14 protein-coding genes are annotated in these 19,934 nt (G+C 37.4%); 7 read left to right on the plus strand and 7 right to left on the minus strand.

Features of this window, described 5'->3' with window-relative positions:
- From AC3WV0_RS11310 to AC3WV0_RS11335, 6 genes are all read right to left on the minus strand, one after another.
- Complete coding sequence (locus tag AC3WV0_RS11310; protein ID WP_488846182.1) at positions 1 to 1,635, minus strand: hypothetical protein; 1,635 nt, start codon at positions 1,633 to 1,635, stop codon at positions 1 to 3.
- A 465-nt stretch (positions 1,636 to 2,100) separates the two neighbouring features.
- Positions 2,101 to 2,583, minus strand: a complete 483-nt coding sequence (locus tag AC3WV0_RS11315; protein WP_488846183.1) for a hypothetical protein — start codon at positions 2,581 to 2,583, stop codon at positions 2,101 to 2,103.
- A gap of 162 nt (positions 2,584 to 2,745) precedes the next feature.
- Positions 2,746 to 3,393 (minus strand): 50S ribosomal protein L25/general stress protein Ctc, encoded by a 648-nt coding sequence (locus AC3WV0_RS11320; protein WP_488846184.1) that lies wholly within the window; start codon positions 3,391 to 3,393, stop codon positions 2,746 to 2,748.
- A 55-nt stretch (positions 3,394 to 3,448) separates the two neighbouring features.
- A complete protein-coding gene (locus tag AC3WV0_RS11325; protein WP_488846185.1) occupies positions 3,449 to 4,387 on the minus strand; it encodes a ribose-phosphate pyrophosphokinase in 939 nt (312 codons plus the stop codon).
- An 84-nt stretch (positions 4,388 to 4,471) separates the two neighbouring features.
- The gene (locus AC3WV0_RS11330) at positions 4,472 to 5,929 is read right to left on the minus strand and encodes an SGNH/GDSL hydrolase family protein (RefSeq protein WP_488846186.1); all 1,458 of its coding nucleotides are present in this window, start codon (positions 5,927 to 5,929) and stop codon (positions 4,472 to 4,474) included.
- A 9-nt stretch (positions 5,930 to 5,938) separates the two neighbouring features.
- Positions 5,939 to 7,171 carry an OmpP1/FadL family transporter gene (locus tag AC3WV0_RS11335; RefSeq protein WP_488846187.1) on the minus strand — a complete coding sequence of 411 codons (1,233 nt, stop codon included), beginning with the start codon at positions 7,169 to 7,171 and terminating at the stop codon, positions 5,939 to 5,941.
- Between the two features lie 272 nt (positions 7,172 to 7,443).
- On the opposite strand from AC3WV0_RS11335, the gene AC3WV0_RS11340 reads away from it, so the two are divergent.
- The 5 genes from AC3WV0_RS11340 (at position 7,444) to AC3WV0_RS11360 (ending at position 14,652) form a co-directional block, all read left to right on the plus strand.
- Entirely contained in the window at positions 7,444 to 8,853 is a 1,410-nt protein-coding gene (locus AC3WV0_RS11340) for a PSP1 domain-containing protein (protein ID WP_488846188.1), read from the plus strand.
- Positions 8,846 to 9,310: a gliding motility lipoprotein GldH gene (locus AC3WV0_RS11345; protein WP_488846189.1), complete on the plus strand. Its 465-nt coding sequence runs from the start codon at positions 8,846 to 8,848 to the stop codon at positions 9,308 to 9,310. Before AC3WV0_RS11340 ends, AC3WV0_RS11345 begins: the two co-directional genes overlap by 8 nt.
- A gap of 6 nt (positions 9,311 to 9,316) precedes the next feature.
- Positions 9,317 to 11,695 (plus strand): penicillin-binding protein 1A, encoded by a 2,379-nt coding sequence (locus AC3WV0_RS11350; protein ID WP_488846190.1) that lies wholly within the window; start codon positions 9,317 to 9,319, stop codon positions 11,693 to 11,695.
- Positions 11,696 to 11,770: 75 nt separating this feature from the next.
- Positions 11,771 to 13,312 (plus strand): protein adenylyltransferase SelO, encoded by a 1,542-nt coding sequence (locus AC3WV0_RS11355; protein ID WP_488846191.1) that lies wholly within the window; start codon positions 11,771 to 11,773, stop codon positions 13,310 to 13,312.
- Between the two features lie 65 nt (positions 13,313 to 13,377).
- On the plus strand, positions 13,378 to 14,652 hold the full coding sequence (locus AC3WV0_RS11360) for a DUF6080 domain-containing protein (RefSeq protein ID WP_488846192.1): 1,275 nt from the start codon (positions 13,378 to 13,380) through the stop codon (positions 14,650 to 14,652).
- 98 nt (positions 14,653 to 14,750) lie between these two features.
- Here AC3WV0_RS11360 and AC3WV0_RS11365 read toward each other — a convergent pair whose 3' ends face one another.
- On the minus strand, positions 14,751 to 15,290 hold the full coding sequence (locus AC3WV0_RS11365) for an SPOR domain-containing protein (RefSeq protein ID WP_488846193.1): 540 nt from the start codon (positions 15,288 to 15,290) through the stop codon (positions 14,751 to 14,753).
- Between the two features lie 185 nt (positions 15,291 to 15,475).
- Between AC3WV0_RS11365 and AC3WV0_RS11370 the strand changes: the two genes are divergently transcribed.
- Positions 15,476 to 16,843: a c-type cytochrome gene (locus tag AC3WV0_RS11370; protein WP_488846194.1), complete on the plus strand. Its 1,368-nt coding sequence runs from the start codon at positions 15,476 to 15,478 to the stop codon at positions 16,841 to 16,843.
- Positions 16,844 to 16,865: 22 nt separating this feature from the next.
- Positions 16,866 to 19,928 carry a TAT-variant-translocated molybdopterin oxidoreductase gene (locus AC3WV0_RS11375; protein ID WP_488846195.1) on the plus strand — a complete coding sequence of 1,021 codons (3,063 nt, stop codon included), beginning with the start codon at positions 16,866 to 16,868 and terminating at the stop codon, positions 19,926 to 19,928.
- Positions 19,929 to 19,934 lie beyond the last annotated feature (6 nt).

Consider the following 19,934-nt stretch of genomic DNA (forward strand, 5'->3'; position numbering starts at 1 on the left):
TTAGTTATTAATAGTATTGATTTTACTACCATGCCAAACACCGTTTCGTTTAGCAATACCATACATAAGCACTCTAAATTCTTGTGGCTTTTTTAATGCACTACCACTTGTATCAGGAGAAATATTACCATCTTCACCCATTTTGAATCCAATTTGAAACCCCCAATCAAACGATTGCTCTAACTTAGCATCATTGCTGTTGTGTTTGTACATAGTTTTTTGGATTAATATTTTACCATACGTTGGAGCTTTATATACATACGTTATATTATTTGCATCAGGTGCAGACTGCCCGAGATTTTGCCACCACTCTCCAGTATTAGGTATTACATAATTCCAAAAATGTTGACTCAATTTTTCTGCGGTTAATTGTTTATTACCAGCTTGAATTGCTTGATTTATATACTGATTGTTACTAAACTGTTCTATCACAATATTATCTCGCAAAATTTTTGGAAACCCTTGTGTTGAATATCCTGTGATAACAAGTCCGTTTTGAGACCAATTAACATTAGCATCAAACCTTAATCTGTTATTATTATTATAAATTGTAGTGATACCATACTGGGTTGAAGGATATTGAAAATAGCTAGAATAGTCATAAGAAAATTGACCAGAAATTACACCTAATCTTATTTCTTGACAATTCTCTTTTCTCCATAGACCTGTCCAACCTTTATATTGATGTTTAACCTTAACTCCTAAGTTATATACTAAATAATAATTATAATTATATGCTTTAGTTTTTACCCTGTATCTTTTTTCATATTTATCAATACATATGTCACTATCTCCAAATACACTATCAAACAGACCATTTTTAGGTGAGCAATTTTGTAAACTGTTTATATAATTATACATTTGATCATAATTATTTGCTGGCGGATTACCTCCAGAACCTCCTCCTGATCCACCTCCAGTGTATCCTCCACCACTACCGCACTGGTATGAGTTAAAATATTCAATATCTGTTGCTTCAATTATACTTAATTGATTACATGGTTGCTGTTGAATAAAACTCATTTTAGTGTTTTCTTCCGTTGGAATCAACAAATCACTTGAGATATTTTTTGATTCCAAAAATGGTTCTAGCTGAGAATAATTATCTTCTTCCACTATAAATAAACCTACATCAGTATATTTATAAATATCATTACCTACTTGTATTTCAGCATCATCATTTAAAAATGCGCCATATGCATCGTCTCCTATAATCTCCTCTAAATCATCAATATCATCAATAATTTCTGCTTCGCTTGTCGTTTTACTTAGATAATTTGAAATCATATATGATTTCGTCTTTTTTGCTTTTTCTTTAAGCTTTCCTACTCTTAAATGTAACCTTCTTGCAACCAATTCTTCATTTTTCTCCGTTAAAATAGGTCGCAAGGGAAGATAATTTTTTTCATCCACATAATTTGCTATTTCTTCGTCGCTAGCATCCTTTAGTTTATCATAATGAAATTGTAACGAGGCTTTATTTGGAAAATAAAGTCTACCATTCTTTACAGTTGCATCCGCAATTGGAATAGAAGATTCCTCTCCTGCCTGTACGAAATTTTCCTCTCTACAAGAGGACATTAAAAACATTACACCTAAACATGTAATCTTTAGAAATTGCTTTTTTCTCATCATTTGCTTTTGTTTTACAAAAAATTTAATTCTCATTTGAAAAACAAAAAAGCGTAAATCTGTCGGCTACTCCGTTGATAGACCCGCACACAAAGTAGGAGAGCTCACGCCATATAATGACATGAACCGTTACCTACAATCCTCGTGTGCTATTAAAATTTGGCGATTTTATCAACGAGGTTTTTTATAAATAACGCTTCTTTATTTTCTGACTGCAAATATAGAATAAAAAACAAATTCTCAAAACATTTCAAAAAAATACAGAAAAAATCTTGTAAAATACGCTATGCATAAAGCTATCAGCTACATCATTGGAGCCTTTTGCTCAATTCATTCTGCAAGAAGCACCAAAAATGCTGCATTAAGCGGCATATTTTGTACAAATAGGTGCACTGTTCAAGCTTTTACCTCAAAACGTTCTACAGAAAGCAAGAAAAATCCTGCATTTAGCAGGACATTTTATGTATTTTAACTTTTATTATCTTCTATTTTCCCTTTTTTTTTACCTGGAAATCTTTTTTTCAGATCTTCATAGATGGTTCTTGCTGTAGCATCTCCTTGATCTGCATAGTATTTTACACTTTTGTAGTAGGTAAGTGCTCCTACGTAAGCTTCATGCCCCGAAAGCATTGCTGTGTCCTCTATAGCCTTGCCTAGCTGGTTTACGATAGCAAGTATTGGGAGAATATCTCGGTTTAGATCATAGTCTTTTTTTAATTCGGTTGCATCCAAAAAATCGCTATTGATATACTTTGGATTGCTTTGTGTATATTCTACAGTTTTTGTAACAAAAGCAAAAGTCTTGTCTGCCATTTTCGGTAAACTTGAACGCTCCTCTTTAGTTAAAGAGATCACATAGGAAGCCAATAAGACTGTAATTTCTTGTACCTTTTGCTCTACCTGTGTCTTTACCTTATCAGGAAGTACAACACTTATTCTACTAGAATTCATAATATTTTATATTAAAGTTAACAAAATAAAAATATCATTTTTTTAAAATACAAACAAGTGACGAAAAGATTTTCTGACAATAAAATTAATTCTTACTAAAAGACCAGGCAAAAAAAAACCTGCCAAAAATGACAGGTTCTATATTGTTCAGATAAGAAATTCTTATTCTGCTGCAGTAGCTTCTTCTGCTGCCGGAGCTGCTCCTTCTTCAGTTGCAACTTCTTCTTCATCTTCATCATCCATCGCTGCAGCACCACCTTTCATTGCATTTCTAGACATCTTAACAGCTACAACAACTGCATTGTCCGGGTGCATGAAAGAAAATCCTTCAGTTTTGATTCCTCCGATGTAAAGTTTGTTACCGATTCTTAATGGAGTAACATCTACAACGATCTCATCAGGCAAGTTAGCAGGGATTGCTTTCACTTTCAGTTTTCTGAAAGACTGACGAAGAACACCACCAGCTACAACACCTTTAGAACGACCTGTAATTCTTACAGGAACTTCCATGATAACTGGCTTATCATCAGCTAACTGATAGAAATCTGCATGAAGAATTTTGTCTGTAATCGGGTGGAACTGAATATCCTGAAGAACAGCCGGAATTGTTTGACCATCAACCTCAATAGATACCGTGTGTGCTTCAGGAGTATATACCAAACCTTTGAATGCTTTCTCTTCTGCAGAGAAGTTCAATGGCTCGCCACCTCCGTAAACAACACAAGGAACTAATTCAGCATCACGTAAAGCTTTTGTAGACTTTTTGCCCACGCTTTCTCTTTTTGTACCTTGAATTGTAATAGATTTCATTTATAAAAATTTAAAAATTTGTTTAAAATTAAATTTGCAAACCACTAATTATCAATTAAATAACAAACTTACTGCTAATTGACTGATGTTCATGAACCATCTTCATAACGTCCGCAAATAATGGGGCGCAAGATAGTACTTTTATTTTAGATGACAAATTATTTTTCACAGGAATTGAGTCAGTTACAATAACTTCCAACAGCTTTGAATTTTCGATGTTTTCATACGCTTTTCCGGAAAGAACTCCGTGCGTTGCCATAGCTCTTACGGTTTTTGCCCCTTTTTCCATCAGGATATCTGCGGCTTTGCAAAGCGTACCTGCCGTATCGATCATGTCATCAATAAGGATTACGTTTTTACCATCCACATCTCCAATAAGAAACATTTCTTCTACAACATTTGCTTTTTTTCTTTCCTTATAGGCAATAACTACATCTGCACCAAGGTGCCCTGCATAATTTTTCGCTCTTTTAGCACCTCCCATATCCGGTGAAGCAATCGTAAGATTTTCAAGGTTCAGATTTCGGATATAATCTACAAAAATGGTAGATGCATACAGGTGATCTACCGGAATTTCAAAGAATCCCTGGATCTGGTCTGCATGGAGATCCATGGTCATTATCCTTGTTGCTCCTGCTGCCGTTAAAAGATTGGCTACAAGCTTAGCACCGATGGGCGCTCTTGGTTTGTCTTTTCTGTCTTGTCTGGCAAGTCCGAAATAAGGAAGTACTACCGTAATGCTTTTCGCAGAGGCTCTTTTCGCTGCGTCAATCATTAGAAGAAGTTCTAAAAGATTATCCGCCGGTGGAAAGGTAGAACCAATTAAGAAAACCCTTCCTCCCCTTACAGATTCGTCCAATACCGGCTCAAATTCACCGTCACTGAAGGTTTGAAAGTTGATTTTCCCTAATTCTTTCCCGTAATGTTGGGCAATTTTCTCTGCCAAGTCCTTACTCGTCCTTGTACAAAATAGATAACTTAACTGATGGGCCATTTTTACTTTTTAAAAGATTTTGCAAATTTAAAAAAAAACCACAAGAATCTGTCTTGTGGTTTCTAAGTTTTTATTTTATCAGAATTATGGGAAGGTTACCCCTGAATATTTATTGGCGTCAACCTGCGGAAGAGTAGATTTATACTTTTCATTGATTGACTTGATAAATTCGTTGGCTACGATAGCATATCCTCTACCGGTAAGATGTACTCCGTCTAGTGAAAAAGCACCTCCGCTTACAAATGTGGCTGTATACTTTACACCATCCCATATAATGCCGGATTTGGAATTCAACTCTTCCATTTTAGCATTCATATCTACAAATGCAAGGTTTTTGGCTTGTGCAACACTTTTTATAGTATTATTAAAAGCTGTTGTAGCCGCCATTACTTTTGCTGCTTCGGCTTCGGTCAACACCAGTTTATCTTCAAGAGGAACTGAAGTTCCACCCCCTGCCTGTGGCGTAAGAACCCTGCTTGCAGGTAAAAGAATATAATCTTTTGATGTTGTCTGTCTGTATTTAGGAAGCGCACCGGCAGGTGAAAGATCTTTATCTACGATCACAGCTCCGTTGGCCACTGCCCCAGCAGTAAATTTAATTAATCGTCTCTGGTATTCGGCATCAGAAATAGCTCCAAGTGTTTTCGCCTGAAGTAACCCGGCGTTATACTGCGCATAGCCTGCATTCAGCTGAGTCACCTGTGCAGCAGTAAGATTGGTAAGCGGCATTGCCGGAACTCTTGTAAAGTAAGGCACACTTGTCACATTAGGAATATTAGCTACAACTCCTTTTCTGTTGGTTCCGGAAGGAAACAGAAGGCCTACCAATGTAGTATATGAATTAGTAAAGCCAACTCCCGGAGCTCCATCAACCGGAGTGATCGGATTAGAGCCATCGCCACCTGAAGTGGCATATCCCAATACATCATTATTCCCTATCCACAAAGACACAAAAGTAGGATTTTGGGCCAGAGCGTCCGCAACTACAGACGTTGATGCTGAACTTGCAAATCTTACAAAATATGGATTTGCGGTTGCGTTAGTTGGTGTAAGACCCGCAGGATTTCCGTAACCTGGTGCCAGCAAATGGAAAACTTTAGCTCCGGGAACTCCCATATTCTGGTAAGGACCTCCTGAATTCACAAAATCTAAAGCCGCTCCCGGCGCTGTTGGCCCGGGCGAAAGAGCACCATTTACAACACTTAATACATATTTCCCTGAAAATTCTCCTGTATTAGGATTAAAAAGATTGGTAAATCCTCCCGTATTGTTAGGCATCAAAGGCTGTTTAAATGCTCCACCTCCAGCCAGCTTCATCTGTTGAGCTAACATTGAAGGGTAAGATTCATTTTGTCCATCAATATAAAGGGCTCCGTCTCTGTAGCCTGATGTTAAGGAATTCCCTAAGGCAATATAATTTGAAAAGTTTGCTTCCCCGCTGGTTACCACCACGTCATTCACATCTGTATCAAAGTCATCCTCGCAGCTCGTTGTAAACAGAAGTGCGGAAATCGCGAAAGTAGAAATTATAATTTTTTTCATAGTTTTCAATTAAAAAGGATTGTAAGATAAACCTAAACCTAAATAGAATGCAGTAGCTTTAGCCTGTCCATAGAAACCAAGGGTTTTATTATTTACATCTCTTGCCTGTGGCATTGCATATCCTCCGGCCACATCAACTCCGAACTGTTTCAGCTTAAATCCTACCCCTCCCGTTACAACAAAAGTGTTGAAAGAAGGTGTTTCAGGAATAAAGTTTTCATCAGAGTAAGGAGCTTCATCATAATAAGCCCCAAGTCGTCCGTAGATCATATCAGTGAATGCATACTGAGTTCCCAATCTCACTGTTTTTGAGTTTCTGAAATTTTTAGGAGAAACAGAAACCGTAGGATCTGCCTGGTTTCCTACAGGCGCATTAGCAAAATCTAATGTAAGTTGTGAATATCTCGACCATCCGTGATAGTTGAAATCCGCAGAAAGCAACCATTTCGGCGTAACTTTATATGTTAAACCTATAGTATATTCTTCCACCAGAGGTAACGTTGCCGTAAAGCCGTCTTTCCCGGAAGCATCTAACCCTAACAATGGATAAACAGACTGTGAAGGAAATTTAAATGTAGCTGTACCATCTTTCGCTTTCATATCAACCGGAGAACGGTAAGCAATACTCACATCTAATTTTGGGTCTGGTCTGAAATAAAAACCGAATCCGTAGCCGTGACCGCTCGCTTTACTGTCGAGATTAAGCTGTCCTCCAAATTGAGTGATCGCTTTATCCCAGTTCACAGTCCCTCTTGCATAAATATAGCTGGCCCCAAATGCTAGCCAGTCATTAAACTTATAGGAAACCATAGGCTGAAAGTAATAGCTCTTCAGTTCAAGCTTCTGAACCATTTCCTTTCCTTCCCAATCATTCGGCCATTCAATGGTACTTCCGAAAGGTGTGGAAAAACTGAAACCTACTGATAATTTTTCAAGCGGTTTGTACGTTATTGCAGCATAAATAGGCGTTCCCATCGGGTTGTCGGTCTGTGTACTCTGTAGTGTATTCAGGTTTTGGAAAGTCACTTTATTGCTTGCCCCGAATCCACCGGCTACAATACTCAGTTTCGAGGGAATAAATGACATACCTGCAGGATTAAAGAATGCCACACTCGCATCTTCAGCATGAGCACTGGTATGTGCCATTGCCAATTGCTTTACCCCTTGCAGAGAAACCCTGAAGCCTCCTGCGTATGATAAAACACCTGCCAATAATGCAGTTGATACTAATATTTTTTTCATAGACTTTTATTATATACCCAAATATAAAATTATTTTGCTTACCCCTGTTAATAAATCATAAAATTTTAAACAATAAAGCCAAAGAAAACTATGTTTAAAATAATATTTTCATTAAAAAGTGAGTTAAACAGAACATTACAAGAGCATTAACCTAATAGATATTATTAATCTCCAAACTTTGTTTAAAACTAAACATCCTATTTCTTAATATTTGATTATTTTAGACCTCATAAAGATAAAAATCATAAATTTGCAAATTAAATATATAATATATGAGTTGTGGATGTAAAACATCCGGCGATTCTGCACATTCTTGCGGACCCAAGAAGACCGCGAATGGCTGTGAAAATGTAAATACCTGTGGTAATAGTTATAAATTAAGTGTTTTTGACTGGCTTTCCAACATCAACAATCCCGCACCGAACAGATGTGATTTTGTTGAAGTTAGATTTAAAAATGACAGAAAATCGTTTTATAAAAATGTAAACAATATTCCATTACACATAGGTAGTGTAGTAACAGTAGAATCAAGTCCCGGACATGATGTAGGTGTGGTAAGTCTCACCGGCGAACTGGTAAAGATTCAGATGAAAAAGAAGAAATTCTCTGAAGAATCTGTACAGAAAATATACAGGCTGGCCAACCAGAAAGATCTGGAAGTATGGCAGGAAGCACGGAAAAAAGAAGAGAATGTAAAAATAGAAGCGCGAAAGATTGCCCACAGGCTTGGTCTCGAAATGAAGATCACCGATGTGGAATATCAGGGCGACGCTTCAAAGGTTACATTTTATTATACTGCGGATAACCGTGTAGATTTCAGACAGCTGATCAAGGATTATGCAGGTGCATTCCGTACAAAGATCGACATGAAGCAAATCGGTTTCAGACAGGAAGCAGCAAAAGTGGGAGGAATAGGATCTTGCGGAAGAGAACTTTGCTGTTCGACATGGCTTACGGATTTCAGATCAGTAAACACCAATGTCGCACGATATCAACAGCTTAGCATCAATCCTCAGAAATTGGCTGGACAATGCGGTAAGCTTAAATGTTGTCTAAACTATGAACTAGACAGTTATCTGGATGCATTAAGCAATTTCCCGTCTTCTTCAACGACGCTTGATACCGAAAAAGGAAGAGCTTTCTGTATAAAAATCGACGTCTTCAAAAAGAAAATGTGGTTTGCTTATGTTGAGAATTCTATCGCATGGTATGATTTTGATATTGAATTGGTTAAAAAACTTATTGCTAAAAACAAACGTGGCGAGAAAACACTTCCTCTGGAGGATCTGAAACAGCCTGAAACGCCGTTTGCGAGCATCGATTTGATCCAGGAGAATAATGTCGACCGTTTTGAGAAAAAAGGAAGAGGTAATAATAAGAACAGAAATCAAAACCGACAAAACAACAATCAAAACAATCAGAATAACCAGAATCAGGGACAAAGAAAAAATAACAGACCCGAAAGACAGGAGCGTTCTGAAAGATCAGACAGACCTCAGAAGCAGGAAAGACCACAAAACCAAAATCCGAATAATCAGCAGAAACAACAGAAAAACCAACCGCAGAAGCCTCAGTTGGAGAAAATAGAAGCTGCCGCAGATACTCCTGCTGATAAAAAACCTAACCCAAACAAGAAAAAATTTAAAAAGAAGTTTCCTCCAAAAAAAGATAACAATGCGTAAAATTTTAGGATTATTCTCGCTCATCATTTTCTTTAGCTGCACTTCTTCTTCCGAAGGAGAAGTAATTATGAATTCCGTTGATAGTAAGTGGAATAAGAAAAATGAACAGAAATTTAATCTTGAAATTCCGGATCCGCAAAATCCTAAAAATATTATATTTGTTGTAAGAAATAATAATGAATATCCTTACAGTAATATAAGGTTTATTGTGAACTTTACCGACCTGCAGACCAAAAAGAAGCAGACAGATACACTGAATTATATTTTGGCTAAACCCAACGGAGAATGGCTGGGAACAGGTTTTGGTGATACCAAGGAAACTTTATTTCAGTATAAACTGAATTACAGATTTCCGGCAAAAGGAAAATATGAGATTGGCCTCACACAGGCTATGCGAAATGACAGCCTTCCGGGAATTGAAGACATTGGAGTAAAAATAGAAACGGCTAAACCGTAATCATAAATGGAAGTGAACAAACAAAATACAGGAAATAAAGGGAAAACTTTCCCTCTTCCTCCTAAGAAGAAAAATACCGCCTGGAAAAAGTGGGTAAAATTTATCTGGGTCGGATTTATTGCTGTAGTATTAGGAATATCAGGCCTTTTTTTCGCCGTTTCCCAAGGTTTTCTCGGGGAGATGCCAGATGTAAAAGAGCTAGAAAATCCGGATATTTATGTGGCCTCTGAAATTTATTCTTCAGACGGCGTTTTGCTAGGTAAATTTGAAAAGGAAAAAACCCAGCCTATTACTTATAAAGATCTTCCTCCTTATTTGATATATGCTTTACAGGCTAAAGAAGATGAGAGATTTAAAGAGCATTCCGGTATTGATTTAAAATCGATTTTACGAGCTGTAAGATATGGTGGGGACAGAGGAGGCGGATCTACCATTACTCAACAGTTGGCTAAGCTTTTATTTACAAAAGAGCCATCAAAAAATCCTATCAAAAGAACCATTCAAAAACTGAAAGAATGGTCTGTAGCTGTAAGTCTTGAAAAAAGATATACTAAAGAAGAGATCATCACTCTTTATTTTAATAAGTTTGATTTTACTTACAATGCCAATGGTATTGAAATGGCATCAAAAATATATTTTAATAAAAAAACTTCTGAACTTACCCTTCCTGAAGCAGCTGTTTTTGTGGCCATGCTGGAGGCTCCGATTGCCAATAACCCCATGAGAAACCCGGAAAGATCAAAGAAAAGAAGAGATGTTGTTTTAACTCAAATGCTTGACACCGGATATATCGATAAAGCGACTTACGACAAAGCAATAGCAACACCGATAACGCTGGATTATCATCCGATTAAAAATATTACAGACGGTTACTCTGCTTATTACAAGTTTTATTTAAGAAAAGAAATTGATGCCTATCTTAAAGATTACGAAAAAGAAAACGGCAAAAAGCTGAATCTGTATAAAGATGGTTTAAAAATATTTGTCACGCTTGATTCCAAGATGCAGAAATATGCAGAAGAAGCCATCAAGGAACATTTAACAGATCTTCAGAAAAGATTTGATGCCGAACAAAGAGGCAGAAAAGACTGGCCATTCTATTACCTGAACAGTAAGCAGATCAATGATCTGATGGTTCAGGCCATGAAAAGAACCGGACGTTACAAGCAGCTGAAAGCAGCGGGTGTTTCTGAAGATTCCATCATGATGGAATTCAAAAAGCCTATCAAAACTTCACGTTTCACATGGGCAGGAGAAGAAGAAGTGGAAATGTCACCATGGGATTCTATCAGATGGCATAAGAAAGTGGCTCAGGCCGGCTTAATGTCTATGGTTCCCGGAACAGGAGAAATCAAAGCCTGGGTGGGAGGAATCGACTGGCAGCATTTCCAGTACGACCATATTAAACAGGGAAAAAGACAGGTGGGATCAACATTTAAGCCTTTCGTATATGCAACTGCCATTATGAAATTGGGGTTAAATCCATGTTCCACAATTTCTAACGCAAGTTTTAACAAAGGAACGTACCATGTACCGGGAAGAGGCGGAATGCTTACGTTAAAAGACGCTCTGGCACATTCTCAAAACCCTGTAGCACTACGTCTTGCTGAAATGACAACCACCCAAAGTGTTATTCAGACTGCAAGAGATCTTGGGGTGACTGAAGAGATTTCGACAAGCCTTCCAATGGCATTAGGATCATCAGATATTACCATTTACGAAATGGTAGGTGCCTACAGTACTTTTGCCAACTACGGAAACTACAACAAACCGGAAATGATCTGGAGAATAGAAGATGCCAATGGTAGAGTAATCAAAGAGGTGAATGTAGAACCTAAAGAAGTGATGAACCCAATGTATGCCTATACGATGATCGAACTGATGAAAGGGGTGGCGCAATATGGTACAGCTTCTGGAGAATTAGGAAGAAAAGGAATTTCAAAAGATATAGAAATTGCAGGTAAAACGGGAACTACACAGAACAATTCCGACGGTTGGTTTATGGGTATCGTTCCAAAGCTGGCTACCGGCGCATGGGTTGGCTGGGAAGACAGAGCAACACACTTCTATGGAACAGGAGAAGGCCAGGGTGCTAGAATGGCACTCCCGATCTGGGCAATTTTCATGAAAAAAGTCTGGGCAGATAAAAGTCTCGGTGTTTCCCCTGATGATAAATTTGTAAAGCCTTCCGAATGGAAAGACGGCTGCTCAAACCTTAAAGGATTAGGGTCTGGATATGGAGATGACGGCGGGCTGCAAACACTGGACGAGATTAAAAATCCTAGATCTGTAGAGCCTTCAGGGCCTAAAACACCAGGCAAAAAAGAGGAAAATGTAAACGAGAACCTTAATTCCGGTGAAGATATAGACTTCAACAATAAATAAATTCTCTTTTAGAAATACACAAGACCTTTCAACAATTTGGAAGGTCTTTTCTTTTTTAATTAATACCTTTGATAGATGAATATTGAAAACATACAACAACCCTTTATAAAAAAATTCCCGGGAGATTTTTCAGGCAACATGATGCAGAGAAATACTCCTAAAGTTTTATTTTCAACAGTAAGTCCTGTCGGTTTTGATCATCCCAGGCTTATTGCTTTTAATGAGAAACTTTCGGAAGAAATTGGGTTAGGAAAATACGAAGAACAGGACATTGATTTGCTGGTCGGAAATAAACTTCCTGAAAATATACAAACCTACTCAACCGCTTATGCCGGACATCAATTTGGCAATTGGGCAGGACAGCTTGGAGATGGCAGGGCAATTCTTGCCGGAGAAATCACGAACAGTTCCGGACAAAAAAATGAAATTCAATGGAAAGGCGCCGGGGCAACTCCCTACTCAAGACACGCAGACGGAAGAGCGGTTCTGAGATCTTCTTTACGTGAATATCTTATGAGCGAGGCTATGTACCATCTTGGAATTCCTACGACAAGAGCCTTAAGTTTAGCTTTTACAGGAGAAGATGTGGTAAGGGATATCATGTATAACGGAAATCCCCAATATGAGAAAGGCGCTGTAATCATTAGGACAGCCGAGAGTTTCTTACGTTTCGGCCATTTTGAGCTGATGTCTGCACAAAGAGAGTATAGAACGCTACAGGAACTTACAGATTTTACTATTGAAAATTATTTTAAAGAAATTCAGTCAACAGGAAACCAGAGATATAAAGATTTTTTTGAAAATATCTGCAGAAGAACAGCTGATCTGATGGTTGAATGGTACCGCGTAGGATTTGTTCATGGAGTTATGAATACGGATAACATGTCGGTTTTGGGTCTTACTATCGATTACGGACCTTATTCTATGATGGATGAATATAATCTGAATTTCACTCCCAACACAACCGATTTACCCGGAAGAAGATATGCTTTCGGAAGACAGGCACAGATATCACAATGGAATCTCTGGCAGCTGGCCAATGCACTTCATCCTTTGATCAATGATGAAAAGTTTCTGGAAGATATTCTGAATGATTATGGAAGCTATTTCTGGGAATCTCACGACAAAATGCTTTGCAGAAAATTTGGTTTCGATCAATTGCTGACTAGCGATGAGAAATTTTTCACAAACTGGCAAAGTCTGATGCAGGATTTACAACTAGATTACACCCTGTTTTTTAATGAGCTTGAAAAATATGATGATCAGAAAGATTTAAGGCTTCAGTTTGAAAATGTCTCTTATACTTTTTTGAATGATGAAAAGATTTCCAGACTGGAGGATTTTATAAAAGATTATCAGTCCAGGTTGGAAAAAAATATTATTCCAAGAGAAAAATCTTTGGAAATCATGCGTAAAACAAATCCGAAATTTATCTTGAGAAATTATCTTTTGTATCAATGCATTGAAGAAATCAACGAAGGAAAAACCGAAATGCTTGGAAAATTAACCCATGCCCTAGAAAATCCGTATCATACAATTTATCCGGAATTCTCAGCTAAAAGGCCCTCGGATTATGATGACATTTCAGGATGCTCAATGCTTTCTTGCAGTTCATAGCAAAATCAATTTAAAACTCATCAGATTGGTGAGTTTTTTATTTTACTTTTGCAAAAACATTAGAAGTGTCAACATTCAAGAAAAAATTTATAGATCTTTTAAGGATTATTTTCCCTGCCACCGGAATCGAGCTGATTATTTTTCTTTTCTTTCTGGTTATTTACGGTTATCTTGGATCTTATATCGCCATACATTACAAGATTATTTTTGACAACAGAATACCGTGGGATGCCTATTTTAGTTTTGATAACAAATCAATTGTTATGACCGGAGGCAGCTTCGAGAGACATCCGCTCTCCTATTATTTCTTCGAATATGTCCGAAAACTGGCCTTACTTTTTTCAGATGGAAAAATGGATGGCAATTTCAGATTTGCATTGGCATGGTTCAGTAATATCGCGGTCAGTCTCAGCATTGTACAGATATTTAAATATTTAAAAAATATAATTCAGCTGCCTTTATTCATCTGTATTTTCCTGATTCTCTTTTTGGGATCATTTTCCACGACAATTTTACTGTCATTCACGCCGGAGAACTTCACTTACACTCTACTATTGCTTACGTTTTTCAATTATTATTCAGCTATAAAACTTAGAAATGAGGAAAAAATCCCGGCTTTGGCTTTGGTCGTTTCCGGAATTGGCATTGGCGGTTTTACAATTACCAATATTGTCAAAGTATTTATTCCTGTTGCCTTTGAAAAAAATGTATTTAAAAACTGGAAAAAATTTGCAAATGCTGTTTTCAGAATAATTTTAACCTGCCTATGTTTTATCTTATTGTATCTGAACAGAATTGATTTTAAATATGAAAATATTTTCAGCAAGACAAATGAACAGTATGAAAAATTCTCAAATGTAAACTCCAGACCCATATGGGATATGATTCTTTCGTATTTTTTCGGAGGGAATGTATTATTTTCAAATTTTATTACCACCGATAGAAATAATATGCAGGGATATGAGTACAAAGGACTTCTGATGGATGTCTATTCATCATTGGTTCCTTATGTGTTTATTGTCGTTTTACTGGCTTTGGTTTTGTGGAGTTATTTTAAAAACTTCAGAAATAAACTCGTACAGATTCTTATGATTTCCTTTATAATTGATATTTTTATTCATTGCGTCATGAGATTCGGTTTACATACTTCTTTCATCTACGGAGGACATTTTGTTTTTATATATCCTTTGATGTTGGGCTGGCTGATTAATTCTTATAAAAATTCACCAAAAACATTATCTTTTCTAATGGCTGTTTTCTGCATTATGTTCGCCTATTTGCTGACTAACAATTACCTGAGAATGAACGAATTCTTTTCATTTTTAAATAGGTATTATTAAAATAAAACATTACAATTTGAATATAATTTATTTAAACATAAATCAAAAAAGCTGAGAAAATTATTCCCAGCTTTAAATTTTTATTTCTTTTAAAATTTTTATTTTGCTTCTGCACAGAAAATCCTGTATTGTACAGCTACAGCAGATTTGAAGTATTCTCTTACCCTGGCCAGATCAGAAGCAGCGCTCTGTTTAGTAAAATAACTTCCCGCTAAAATTTTATAATTAGGCCTTAGAGAAGCATCAGTCTCAACTTTTAGATTTGGAAATCTTTTTCTGAAATACGACTTCACTTCATTCGCCTCTTCATTACTTTTTACTATTGTAATCTGGATCTTATATCCTAAAATTCTTGGATTTTTTCTACAAATTTCCGCATTTGTAAGTTCCCGGCTTGGTACATAGATTTTTGTAGGTTTTGAAGAACCGCTCTCCTCGTCATTATCCCTGGAAACTACTGTATTGGTGGCCCTTGAGCATTTATCCTCAATACTTTCCAAGGCAGCATTAACCTTAGAATCCATAGTCATAACCAATTCGGTACCGGATAAGGTATCCTTTTTTACAATTTGTTGGGCATCAAGAGTATAAAATCCTCCAAACAATAGTATCGAAAATATTTTAATCAAATTTTTCATTTAAACTTGTTTCCGCAAATTTAGACAAATTAAAAAATTATACCAAATGCAGTTATTTAGAATAATTACAAATTAAAAGGAAATGATATTTTCCCCTTTCTATATACCGTTAAATTCCTGTTAAATATGTTATTTTTGCGGAATTGATTGAATGTTCAATATTTTACTAACATAAGATAATTTAAATGATTAGTTGGAGAAAGCATTATAGACAAACGTTGATCGCAATAGGCTTATTGTTATCAACCAGTGCTTCAATTTACGGGCAGGACGGTGATCCTAAGAATGGTGAGAAGCTCTTCAAAGCAAATTGTACTGCATGTCACGCGTTAGACAAACAGGTTGTAGGGCCTGCATTGAAAGGTGTGGTTGCACGACTTGAAACCGAACAGGGGCTTGGAAAAGACTGGCTTCACAAATGGATCAAGAACAACAAAGAGCTAAGAGCCTCTGGTGACAAATACGCCAATGAAATTTTCGAAAAATTCAATAAGACTGAGATGCAGGTCTTTCCAAATCTTTCAGATAAGGATATTGACGACATCTTAGCTTACACAACTAATCCTCCGGCTCCGGAGCCTGCAAAAACCGACGCTGCTAAAGATACAGCAAATGCAGGATCTGCAAATGCAGCACCACAAAGTTCTGCTACTACGAATATCGTAATCATTTCACTTTTAGCTATCGCAGGTTTATTGGTTTGGATCTTATTAAAACTAAGACAATTAGTAAAATTAGGACAATCCGAAGATCTTGCAGGGCTTAACGAAACAAGAGTTAAATCTTTCCGCGAAATCTATGAAAAATACCATTACATCGGTAAAGGATTAATTGCAATTCTCGCATTATTAGCTGCATACGGAGTATGGAACTGGATCATGTGGATCGGTGTTTATAAAGGATATAAACCAGACCAGCCTATCTATTTCTCTCACAAAATTCACGCTGGAGAACAAAAAATCGACTGTCAGCTTTGTCACTCAAGTGCCAAATATGGCAAAGTATCTGAAATCCCTTCTATGAACGTTTGTATGAACTGCCACAGAACAATTTCCGAATACAATGCAGAGCACTACATGGAGCCTGGTAAAGATAAAGCTTTCTACGACGGAGAAATCCAGAAAATCTATGCTGCTACAGGTTGGGATCCTGAAAAACAACAGTATACAGGAAAAACGCAGCCGGTTGAATGGACAAGAATCCACAACATGCCAGATTTCGTTTACTTCAACCACTCTCAGCACGTTGTAGCAGGTGAGCAGGCCATCATCAATTCTTTCAACAAAAAGAATCCAAACAACAAAATCGATGTTGTATGTAAAGCTTGCCACGGTAAAATTGACACAATGAATGTTGTTCAGATGGCTAATGACTTCACAATGGGATGGTGTATCGAATGTCACAGAACTACTGAGGTTGATATGAACAACGGTTATAATAAAGAATACTTCAAAAATCTACATGACAAGTTGAAAAAACAATACCCTAAAGATGGTGGTAAGATTACTGTAGATGCAATTGGAGGTCTTGAGTGTGGTAAATGTCATTATTAATAACTAAAAATTAGAAGTATAAATGGCTTCAAACAAAATACAATTTAGAAGTATTCACGAACTTAAAGATCCGGCTCTAAACAACAAGCTGGCTCAAAAAGAGTTCCAGGAAGAAATTCCGGTAGAAGATTTCCTTGGAGATGCTGAAAAGAACGGATCCAGTACTTCAAGAAGAGATTTCTTAAAACTATTAGGATTCTCTACTGCAGCGGTAACATTAGCTGCATGTGAAGCTCCGGTAATCAAAACGATCCCTTATGTGGTAAAGCCGCATGATATCATTCCGGGGATTCCAAATTATTACGCTTCAACATATTTCGATGGTTTTGACTTTGCGAGTGTTTTAGTAAAAACAAGAGAAGGCAGACCAATCAAAATAGAACCAAATCCTACAGCAGGAGATTTAGGAAAAACAAGTGCGAGAGCACAGGCAAGTGTACTTTCTCTTTACGACAATGATAAAGTAAAACAGCCTAAATTTGAAGGTAAGGATGAAACTTTTGATAAAGTAGACAGCTACATCATCAAAGGACTTGAAGAAGCTAATGCAGCGGGAAAAAGAATCGTGCTTTTATCACATTCTTTCGCTTCGCCAACTTTCAAAAAATTATTCGCTGAATTTAAAGCAAAATATCCTACAGCAGAGTTAGTAACTTATGATGCTTATCCGTATGCTGCAGCATTAGACGCCGCTCAGGAAGTTTTCGGGACAAGAGCTTTACCGGTTTACGACCTTAGAGGAACGGAATTGGTTGCCGCTTTCCAGGCTGATTTTCTAGGAGATTACAACGGAGGAGGATTAGAATCTTCTTACGCTGCTGCAAGAAAGCCAGGACCAAACATGTTGAGACACATTCAGGTGGAATCAAACATGTCATTAACTGGTGCTAATGCAGATTCAAGATACAGATTAAAGCCTAGCCAGGTAAACAAAACTTTAGTTGAAGTTTACAATGCTATCGTTGGTGGAGGAACTTCAGACAAAACAGCTTCTGAAATCGCTAAAGAATTACAGGCAAAAGGAAGCAAAGCTGTAGTTTTTGCCGACGGTTCAAAAGGGGCTCAGGTTTTAGCCCACCTGATCAACCAGAAACTTGGATCCGTTGCTTTCACAGGTAAAGCAAACCTTTTAAAAGAATTTGACAAAGCAAGATTCGAGGAATTCCTTGGATGGGTAAATGCAGGTCAGGTTGGTGTATTGATCGCCAACAACGTAGATCCTATTTACTCTTATCACAAAGGAGAAGATTTCAAAAAATCTTTAACAAAAGTTCCTTACGTAATTGCTGTTGCTGATAAGAAAAATGAAATGTATAAAGCAGCAAAAGCTGTAATTCCTGTAGCCAACTGGCTTGAGTCTTGGGGAGATATCGAACCACAGACAGGAGTATATTCATTAATGCAGCCAACGATCCAGAAAATCTACAAATCAAGACAGATCGAAGAATCATTATTGGTTTGGAAAAATGGAAAGAACAACGCTGCTAACAATTACTACGATTATTTAAAAGCGAACGCTTCTTCCGTACTGGGAGGAACTTCTTTCAATAAAGCTTTATATAACGGATTTAATGCCTCTACCAATGCTACTACATTATCGTATGCAGGAGGTAACGGTGCCCAGGCAGCTGCTGAATTAGGAAACTTTAAGGCTTCTGATTTAGAATTGGTATTATATACTAAAACAGCAATGGGAGATGGTACCCAGGCCAACAACCCTTGGTTACAGGAATTACCGGACCCAATCACGAGAATGTCTTGGGACAACTACCTGACCATGTCTCCTAAAGATGCTGAAAGATTAGGAATTGAAAACGATCTTAATGCAAGAATGCAGCTAGATGGTTCTATCGTAAACCTTACAGTAAACGGAGTTACAATAAAAGATGTTCCAGTATTCGTTCAACCGGGACAAGCTGAAGGATCTGTAGGTCTTGCACTTGGATATGGTAAGAAAAATTCAGGGGCTACTGCTGATACAGGAGTAAATGCTTATCCTTTATTTGATGGTTCTAACTTGGTGGTATCTAATGTTAAATTAGAAAAAACCGGAGAAGATCACGAATTCGCAGGGATCCAGCTTCAAAATACATTGATGGGACGTTACGAAATTGCTAAGGAAGTTCCTTTGGCAGATTTCTTAAACGTAGCATTTGATGATGAACATAAAGGATGGAACAAGCCTTTGGAATATCACACGATCAGTGGAGCTCTTCCGGCAAGAAAGATTGACCTTTGGGATGCTTTCGATGATACGGACGGACCTCACTTCAACATGTCGATCGACCTAAACTCTTGTACAGGTTGTGGATCTTGTATCATTGCCTGCCAGGCAGAGAACAACGTTCCTGTCGTAGGAAAAGAAGAGATCAGAATGTCAAGAGATATGTATTGGTTAAGAATTGACCGTTACTATTCTGCAAGACAGAAAGTAGAAGTATATGAAGGATTAAAAGAAGGAATGGCCGTTCCTGAATTGTACGGGACAGCATTCAACAAAGAAGGCGGTGCATTGAACCACCCGGCTGATAATCCGGATGTAATCTTCCAGCCTGTAATGTGTCAGCACTGTAACCATGCCCCTTGTGAAACAGTTTGTCCGGTAGCGGCAACTTCACACGGTAAGCAGGGACAAAACCACATGGCTTATAACAGATGTATCGGTACAAGATATTGTGCAAACAACTGTCCTTATAAAGTAAGACGTTTCAACTGGTTTACATACAATCTTAATGACAAGTTCGACTTCAATATGAACAACGATCTTGGAAGAATGGTACTAAATCCAGACGTTGTTGTAAGAACAAGAGGGGTAATGGAGAAATGTTCATTATGTATCCAAATGACTCAAACGACTATTCTCGAAGCTAAAAAAGAGAACAGAATCGTGAAAGACGGAGAATTCCAGACTGCATGTTCAAAAGCTTGTACTACGGGATCTATCCAGTTCGGAGACATGAATGACAAAGGATCTGAAGTCAGAAAATTATATGCTGGCGACAGAAGATATTATTTACTTGAAGAGATCGGAACCAAGCCAAACGTGTTCTATCATACTAAAGTAAGAAACAGAGTAGAAAAATAAAGTTTA

It is taken from the genome of Chryseobacterium sp. 27AL (assembly GCF_057815395.1).